Source organism: Kitasatospora griseola, from assembly GCF_014648555.1.
GTDB lineage: Bacteria > Actinomycetota > Actinomycetes > Streptomycetales > Streptomycetaceae > Kitasatospora > Kitasatospora griseola.
The window spans coordinates 93,298-94,009 of record NZ_BMRI01000027.1; the positions used below are offsets into that span (position 1 = coordinate 93,298).

Consider the following 712-nt stretch of genomic DNA (forward strand, 5'->3'; position numbering starts at 1 on the left):
CGTCACGGGCCTCGCCGGTCACCAGCCCGGGATGTGCCTCCCCGCGCACCAGGGCCGCCAGGGCCTCCGGTCCGGTCAGCACGGCCCGGTGGACGAACCGGGTCCGCGCGGCGAGCGCGGCGCCGATCCCGTCCGTGTCGGGGGCCTTGGCCGCGTACGCCTGCAGCCTGCGGGCCTGGTCGCGCAGGGCCTGCTCGGACTTGGCCGACAGTAGCCACGGCACCACGACCGCAGGAGCGGGCGCGGGAGTGGCAGGGGACTCGGGCAACGGCTCCTCGGCCGGTGCCTCCAGGATCACGTGCGCGTTGGTGCCGCTGATGCCGAACGCCGAGATGCCCGCGCGGCGGGGACGTCCCGTCTCCGGCCACGGCCGGGCCTCGGTGAGCAGTGAGACCTGGCCCGCCGACCAGTCGACGTGCGAGGTCGGCTCGTCGACGTGCAGCGTCGGCGGCAACTGCCCGTGCCGCATCGCCATGACCATCTTGATCACGCCGGCCACACCGGCCGCGGCCTGAGTGTGCCCGATGTTGGACTTCACCGACCCCAGCCACAGCGGCTCGTCCCGATCGCGGCCGTAGGTCGCCAACAGCGCCTGCGCCTCGATCGGGTCGCCGAGCGTGGTGCCGGTGCCGTGCGCCTCCACCGCGTCCACCTCGGACGGCTCCAACCCGGCATTGGCCAGCGCCTGCCGGATCACCCGCTCCTGGGAGGG

At 74.6% G+C, this 712-nt stretch carries 1 protein-coding gene; it reads right to left on the bottom strand.

What is annotated here, in order from left to right:
- A partial coding sequence (locus IEZ12_RS27235) for a ketoacyl-synthetase C-terminal extension domain-containing protein (RefSeq protein ID WP_229848114.1) occupies positions 1 to 712 on the bottom strand: 712 nt, incomplete at both ends.